Source organism: Serratia sp. CY55921 (genome assembly GCF_052167655.1).
GTDB lineage: Bacteria > Pseudomonadota > Gammaproteobacteria > Enterobacterales > Enterobacteriaceae > Serratia > Serratia ureilytica.
Window position 1 is genome coordinate 1 of record NZ_JBJNMU010000014.1, and the last position, 5,538, is coordinate 5,538.

Genomic DNA, 5,538 nt, shown 5'->3' on the forward strand with positions numbered 1-5,538 from the left:
CTCAGAAGTGAAACGCCGTAGCGCCGATGGTAGTGTGGGGTCTCCCCATGCGAGAGTAGGACACTGCCAGGCATCAAACAAAGCCGAAAGCCCTGAACTGACGTTCAGGGCTTTTTGCTATGCGTAAAATAAATCCCCTGATCGTATCTATTGCTTAGAAAAATACCTATTTCAGCGGACGTGGCTTATTTACATAAGCACGTATAATGCTTTTGAGCAGGAGAATAACCAGCTCAATATATAATTGATAGATTAAGATTATTATTTAAATAATAAAAATGCCTATTTATGAACATGTTGATAAGAATTATCCTGTTATATCAAAGATAAATCCTAATTCTTCAGTGCATTACTCGATAAATTTCACGTTAATTAAAACAAATATTAGCCAGACGCTTCGAATCGAGTAGACTAAGCAAAAGATTATTTCCGCATGGGTACTGAACGTTATGTCTACTGAAAGCGCGTCTTTAAAAAACCACAATACTTTTGCGCTCCCGGTCAACGCAGCGCACCTGGTCATCGCCGATAGAATTGAGTTGATGCTCAAAGTCTGGCAACAAACGCGCAAGCGTCAGGAGCCGCTGCTGATTCTCGGTGAAGGTAGCAACGTACTGTTCCTGGAAGACTTTTCGGGTACGGTCATGGTTAACCAACTGAAGGGCATCGATGTTCGAGAAGATAACGATGCCTGGTATCTCCATGTCAGCGCCGGTGAGAATTGGCACGATCTGGTGCAATATACGCTGCAGGCCGGGATCTGCGGGTTGGAGAACCTGGCGTTGATTCCTGGATTGGCCGGCTCCGCGCCTATCCAGAATATCGGTGCCTATGGCGTCGAATTGAAAGATGTCTGTGAGTATGTCGACCTGCTGGACTTCTCTACGGGTGCCATCGATCGCATTCCGGCAGCCGATTGTGGTTTCGGCTATCGGGAAAGCATTTTCAAACATCGCTTCCAAACTGGGCATGCCATTGTCGGGCTGGGTCTGCGTCTGAGCAAGCAGTGGCAACCCAAGTTGAGCTATGGCGATCTGGCCAAGCTGGATCCCGCCACGGTGACGCCACTTCAGGTATTCGAGTCCGTATGTGCCATGCGCCGCAGCAAGCTGCCGGACCCGCGCGAAACCGGTAATGCCGGCAGTTTCTTCAAGAATCCGCTGGTGAACGCGGGGAAAGCCGCAGAACTCATCACACAATATCCCGGCATGCCGCATTATCCGCAGCAGGATGGTCAGGTGAAGCTGGCCGCTGGCTGGCTGATCGATCAGTGCGAACTGAAGGGGTATCGCATCGGTGGCGCAGCCGTACACCGCCAGCAGGCGCTGGTGCTGGTGAATATCGATAATGCGCATAGTCAGGATGTGGTGGCTCTGGCGCGCCATGTCCGTAAGACTGTGGCCGATAAATTTGGCGTATGGCTGGAACCTGAGGTGCGTTTCATTGGCGCAACTGGCGAATTGAACGCTGTGGTGGTGCTGTCATGAGAGATACCAAGGTCCCGTTAAAACTGATCGCGCTATTGGCCGACGGTGAATTCCATTCCGGGGAACAGCTCGGTGAGTCATTGGGCATGAGCCGTGCCGCGATCAATAAGCATATTCAAACCGTTCGCGAGTGGGGGCTGGATGTCTTTACTGTACCGGGGAAAGGATACAGCTTGCCTGCTCCCATGCAGCTATTGGAGGCGGAACGCATTCTTAGAGGGCTGGACGACAAGCGAGTTACCGTGCTGCCGGTCGTAGACTCTACCAATCAATATTTGCTGGATCGTATCGAAACGCTGCAATCTGGCGACGCCTGCATCGCTGAGTACCAACTGGCCGGCCGCGGTCGTCGTGGGCGTCAGTGGATTTCGCCGTTTGGCGCCAATTTATACCTGTCGATGTTTTGGCGATTGGAACAGGGGCCAGCTGCGGCGATGGGGCTGAGCCTGGTGATCGGCATGGTGATGGCGGAGGTCTTGCAGCGTCTTGGCGCTAAAGATGTGCGAGTCAAATGGCCCAACGATCTTTACCTGAACGATCGTAAATTGGCAGGGATCTTGGTCGAGTTGACGGGGAAAACCGGCGACGCGGCTCAGTTGGTCATCGGCGCCGGCATTAATTTGGCGATGCGGGATACCAATGCGAGTGGGATCAACCAAGGTTGGATCAACCTGCAAGAAGCCGGTATTAACATCGATCGTAATGAGCTGACCGCCACTCTGCTTAATGAATTGCGGCAGTCCTTAAAACAATTCGAGATAGATGGGCTGGCGCCATTCATTGGCCGTTGGCGCACGCTGGATAATTTTATCGACAGACCGGTCAAACTGCTGATTGGCGAGCGACAGATTGTGGGTATCGCCCGGGGTATCGACGCGCAAGGTGCACTCCTGCTGGAACAAGAAGGGGAAATCAAACCCTTTATCGGCGGAGAGATATCGCTGCGCAGCGCGGAATAGTGAGAAAAGACAAGGGGACGGCAGCGTCCCCTTGATCGTTCGGTAGGCTTATTTTCTTAAACGCACGCTTTCAACGGCATGGTTGGCGCTTTTGGTCATAATCAGGCTCGCGCGTTCGCGGGTAGGCAGTATGTTCTGCTGCAAATTCAATCCATTGATTTCATTCCATAATTGCGTGGCAATATTAATCGCCTCCGGTTCCGGCAATTTTGAATAATTATGGAAATAAGAATCAGGATTGGAAAATGCGCCCTGACGGAATTTCAGGAAACGGTTGATATACCAGCTTTGCAATAGCGTCTCCGGCGCATCGACATATATAGAGAAGTCGACGAAGTCGGAAACGAATACGCGATGCGGATCGTGAGGATAATCCATACCGCTTTGCAATACGTTAAGCCCTTCCAGGATAAGAATGTCCGGCTGTTCGATGACTTTATTACCTTCGGGCACAACGTCATAGATCAAATGGGAATAAACCGGGGCGGTGACACGTTTGGCGCCGGATTTCACTTCCGACACGAACTTCACCAGGCTATGCATATCGTAAGACTGCGGGAAGCCTTTTTTCTTCATCAAACCGCGTTCGTTCAGCACCTTGTTTGGATGCAAGAAGCCGTCGGTCGTGATCAGCTCAACGCTGCGGTGTTCCGGCCAGCGGCTCAGCAGCGCCTGCAACAGACGTGCGGTCGTGCTCTTGCCGACGGCTACGCTGCCGGCGATGCCGATGACATAGGGAATCTTTTGCCCGTCGGTGCCGAGGAATTGTTCCAGTACCGCCTGCCGGCGCAGGTTGGAACTGATATAGAAGTTCAACAGTCGTGACAGCGGCAGATAAATCTGCGCAACTTCTTCCAACGAGAGATCTTCGTTAATCCCTTTCAGTTTAACGATCTCTTCTTCCGACAACGTCAGCGGCACCGAATCTCGCAACGCAGCCCACTGGGTACGATCGAACTGTAGGTAAGGCGTTGCTAAAGATTGATCTCTTTTTATCATAAGCCAAATTCTGCCTGTTAACGCAGGTTGGGAAAGGCGCCGGACGCCAACTCCAGAGAATAAACAAGCTGCATATTATAGACAGCTTCGTTTTTGGCGTAGACTTTTTTCGCAAAAGTTGTCGATAGGCAGCAGTTTATGTCAATTGTGCGAAGCGGCGCGCAGTTGATAAAGCGGGGTTGCAAGGCGGTATCATGGCGTCAGGATACCGCCTGAAGGTTAGCTGGCGATAGCGCGTGAAGACGGGGTCACGGTGAACAGACGTTTGTAATAAATGACGGTTGAGTGGTAATAGCCATCGGGTCCGGCCGCATAGTCAGGCATTTCACCCAGGCAGCGATAGCCCAGACTGCGATAAAGTGCTTCTGCCGCCGAACCGGCCTGTGTATCCAGATACAGTAGCCCGCGCTGCTGTTGCAGTGCCGCTTGCTCCAACGTCTTCATTAGCGCCAGGCCTACGCCGTTGCGACGAGCGCGGCTATGAACCAGCAGTTTCACTACTTCCGCACGATTACGGCCATTCGGTTTCTGGCAGAGCTCGAGTTGAACGGTGCCAACGACGCCGCGTTCGTCGCGGGCAATCCACAATAGCAGCTCACCCTTGGCCAAGGCCGGACGCAGGCTGTGGAAGTAACTCTCGGCGTCTTCATGCGGGATTAAGGTGTCGTAGCCCACTGAAGCGCCGTGGGTGACCGCATCGGTCAACAGGCGAGCCAATTCATCGCGATAAATCGGGAGCGTAGCGGCGTTGATAGGCACTATTTTCATCGGTCATTCCTCCAGATATGGGGGTAATGAAGATAAGCAATAACTGCGCCAGAGCGATAAAAGGCATAGCCACGGCGAAAGGGCGAGGAATAAGTGTAGTTCACGCCACGAACCAGGGCAGCCATCCTCTTTTTGGTGCATCGATCCCGCTCACGGTTTACCGCCGTGGGTTACGTGTTTTGAGAAGCCCGACACGGAGAAAGGGGCGTTCAAAGCTTGCAAAAAGTGGATAAAATTGTAGAGAATGATTGCCGCAAGTGATGAATGTTTGCACGCCACAGGCTGCGAATTGCATGACAGCATGCAAAATTGACTGATTTATGAGCGAAAGTGCGCGTAAAGCAATTTTTTTGTTGCATAGGTCGCCCGCTCTACCTAGAATGCGCTGCACTTGATGCCGGCTTAGCTCAGTAGGTAGAGCAACTGACTTGTAATCAGTAGGTCACCAGTTCGATTCCGGTAGCCGGCACCATTCAAGTCACAAGTAGTTAAAATCTGGTGGGGTTCCCGAGCGGCCAAAGGGAGCAGACTGTAAATCTGCCGTCACAGACTTCGAAGGTTCGAATCCTTCCCCCACCACCAAATCTTGCCTTCGGCGATTAACTGAGATGCGATAAACACCGCAACGGTTGATGGCGGGAGGAGAGGGCGAAAGCCTTCGGCAAGGTTCGAGTTGTGCAGCGCGAGGCGCAGCCGGCCCGAAGGATACGAGCAGAGTGATGAACAATCCTGCTCTATCCCCAAAATTCTACAGAAAAATCAGGTAGCCGAGTTCCAGGATGCGGGCATCGTATAATGGCTATTACCTCAGCCTTCCAAGCTGATGATGTGGGTTCGATTCCCACTGCCCGCTCCAAGATGTGCTGATATAGCTCAGTTGGTAGAGCGCACCCTTGGTAAGGGTGAGGTCGGCAGTTCGAATCTGCCTATCAGCACCACTTCTTAATTTCTCGCCCCCTGATTTTCTTTCTGTTCTGGATTCAACGAGCAAATGCTTGGTTGATGTGGTGATACCACCGATTTATCCGTGTCTTAGAGGGACAATCGATGTCTAAAGAAAAGTTTGAACGTACAAAACCGCACGTTAACGTCGGTACTATCGGCCACGTTGACCACGGTAAAACTACCCTGACTGCAGCGATCACTACCGTTCTGGCTAAAACCTACGGCGGTTCTGCACGTGCTTTCGACCAGATCGATAACGCGCCAGAAGAAAAAGCTCGTGGTATCACCATCAACACCTCTCACGTTGAGTATGACACCCCGACTCGCCACTACGCGCACGTTGACTGCCCAGGGCACGCCGACTACGTGAAAAACATGAT

5 protein-coding genes, 4 tRNA genes, 1 rRNA gene and 1 other RNA gene are annotated in these 5,538 nt (G+C 51.9%); 9 read left to right on the forward strand and 2 right to left on the reverse strand.

Annotated features, from left to right (window positions below):
- From rrf to birA, 3 genes are all read left to right on the forward strand, one after another.
- Nucleotides 1–72: ribosomal RNA gene (gene rrf, locus ACJ8M3_RS24645) — 5S ribosomal RNA — on the forward strand; the annotation flags it as partial.
- A 377-nt stretch (nucleotides 73–449) separates the two neighbouring features.
- On the forward strand, nucleotides 450–1,487 hold the full coding sequence (gene murB / locus ACJ8M3_RS24650) for a UDP-N-acetylmuramate dehydrogenase (RefSeq protein WP_033644353.1): 1,038 nt from the start codon (nucleotides 450–452) through the stop codon (nucleotides 1,485–1,487).
- Nucleotides 1,484–2,446 carry a bifunctional biotin--[acetyl-CoA-carboxylase] ligase/biotin operon repressor BirA gene (gene birA / locus ACJ8M3_RS24655; protein WP_033644354.1) on the forward strand — a complete coding sequence of 321 codons (963 nt, stop codon included), beginning with the start codon at nucleotides 1,484–1,486 and terminating at the stop codon, nucleotides 2,444–2,446. The genes murB and birA overlap by 4 nt, the downstream gene beginning before the upstream one ends.
- A gap of 48 nt (nucleotides 2,447–2,494) precedes the next feature.
- On the opposite strand, the gene coaA is transcribed toward birA, so the two are convergent.
- Nucleotides 2,495–3,445, reverse strand: a complete 951-nt coding sequence (gene coaA, locus ACJ8M3_RS24660; protein WP_025304936.1) for a type I pantothenate kinase — start codon at nucleotides 3,443–3,445, stop codon at nucleotides 2,495–2,497.
- Between the two features lie 219 nt (nucleotides 3,446–3,664).
- The gene (locus ACJ8M3_RS24665) at nucleotides 3,665–4,213 is read right to left on the reverse strand and encodes a GNAT family N-acetyltransferase (protein WP_033644356.1); all 549 of its coding nucleotides are present in this window, start codon (nucleotides 4,211–4,213) and stop codon (nucleotides 3,665–3,667) included.
- A gap of 396 nt (nucleotides 4,214–4,609) precedes the next feature.
- Here ACJ8M3_RS24665 and ACJ8M3_RS24670 point away from each other — a divergent pair.
- The 6 genes from ACJ8M3_RS24670 to ACJ8M3_RS24695 form a co-directional block, all read left to right on the forward strand.
- A tRNA-Thr gene (locus ACJ8M3_RS24670) sits at nucleotides 4,610–4,685 on the forward strand.
- Nucleotides 4,686–4,710: 25 nt separating this feature from the next.
- Nucleotides 4,711–4,795: transfer RNA gene (locus ACJ8M3_RS24675), tRNA-Tyr, on the forward strand.
- A 46-nt stretch (nucleotides 4,796–4,841) separates the two neighbouring features.
- Nucleotides 4,842–4,957, forward strand: a non-coding RNA gene (locus tag ACJ8M3_RS24680) — RtT sRNA.
- Between the two features lie 37 nt (nucleotides 4,958–4,994).
- Nucleotides 4,995–5,069: transfer RNA gene (locus tag ACJ8M3_RS24685), tRNA-Gly, on the forward strand.
- A 6-nt stretch (nucleotides 5,070–5,075) separates the two neighbouring features.
- A tRNA-Thr gene (locus ACJ8M3_RS24690) sits at nucleotides 5,076–5,151 on the forward strand.
- A 109-nt stretch (nucleotides 5,152–5,260) separates the two neighbouring features.
- Nucleotides 5,261–5,538, forward strand: a 278-nt coding sequence (locus ACJ8M3_RS24695) for a GTP-binding protein (protein WP_227592740.1), incomplete at its 3' end; no start/stop codon positions are given.

Excerpts from the sequence above, each read along its gene's own strand:
- murB (WP_033644353.1), top strand. The coding sequence starts at position 450 with ATGTCTACTGAAAGCGCGTCTTTAAAAAACCACAATACTTTTGCGCTC.
- birA (WP_033644354.1), top strand. The coding sequence starts at position 1,484 with ATGAGAGATACCAAGGTCCCGTTAAAACTGATCGCGCTATTGGCCGAC.
- coaA (WP_025304936.1), bottom strand. The coding sequence starts at position 3,445 with ATGATAAAAAGAGATCAATCTTTAGCAACGCCTTACCTACAGTTCGAT.
- ACJ8M3_RS24665 (WP_033644356.1), bottom strand. The coding sequence starts at position 4,213 with ATGAAAATAGTGCCTATCAACGCCGCTACGCTCCCGATTTATCGCGAT.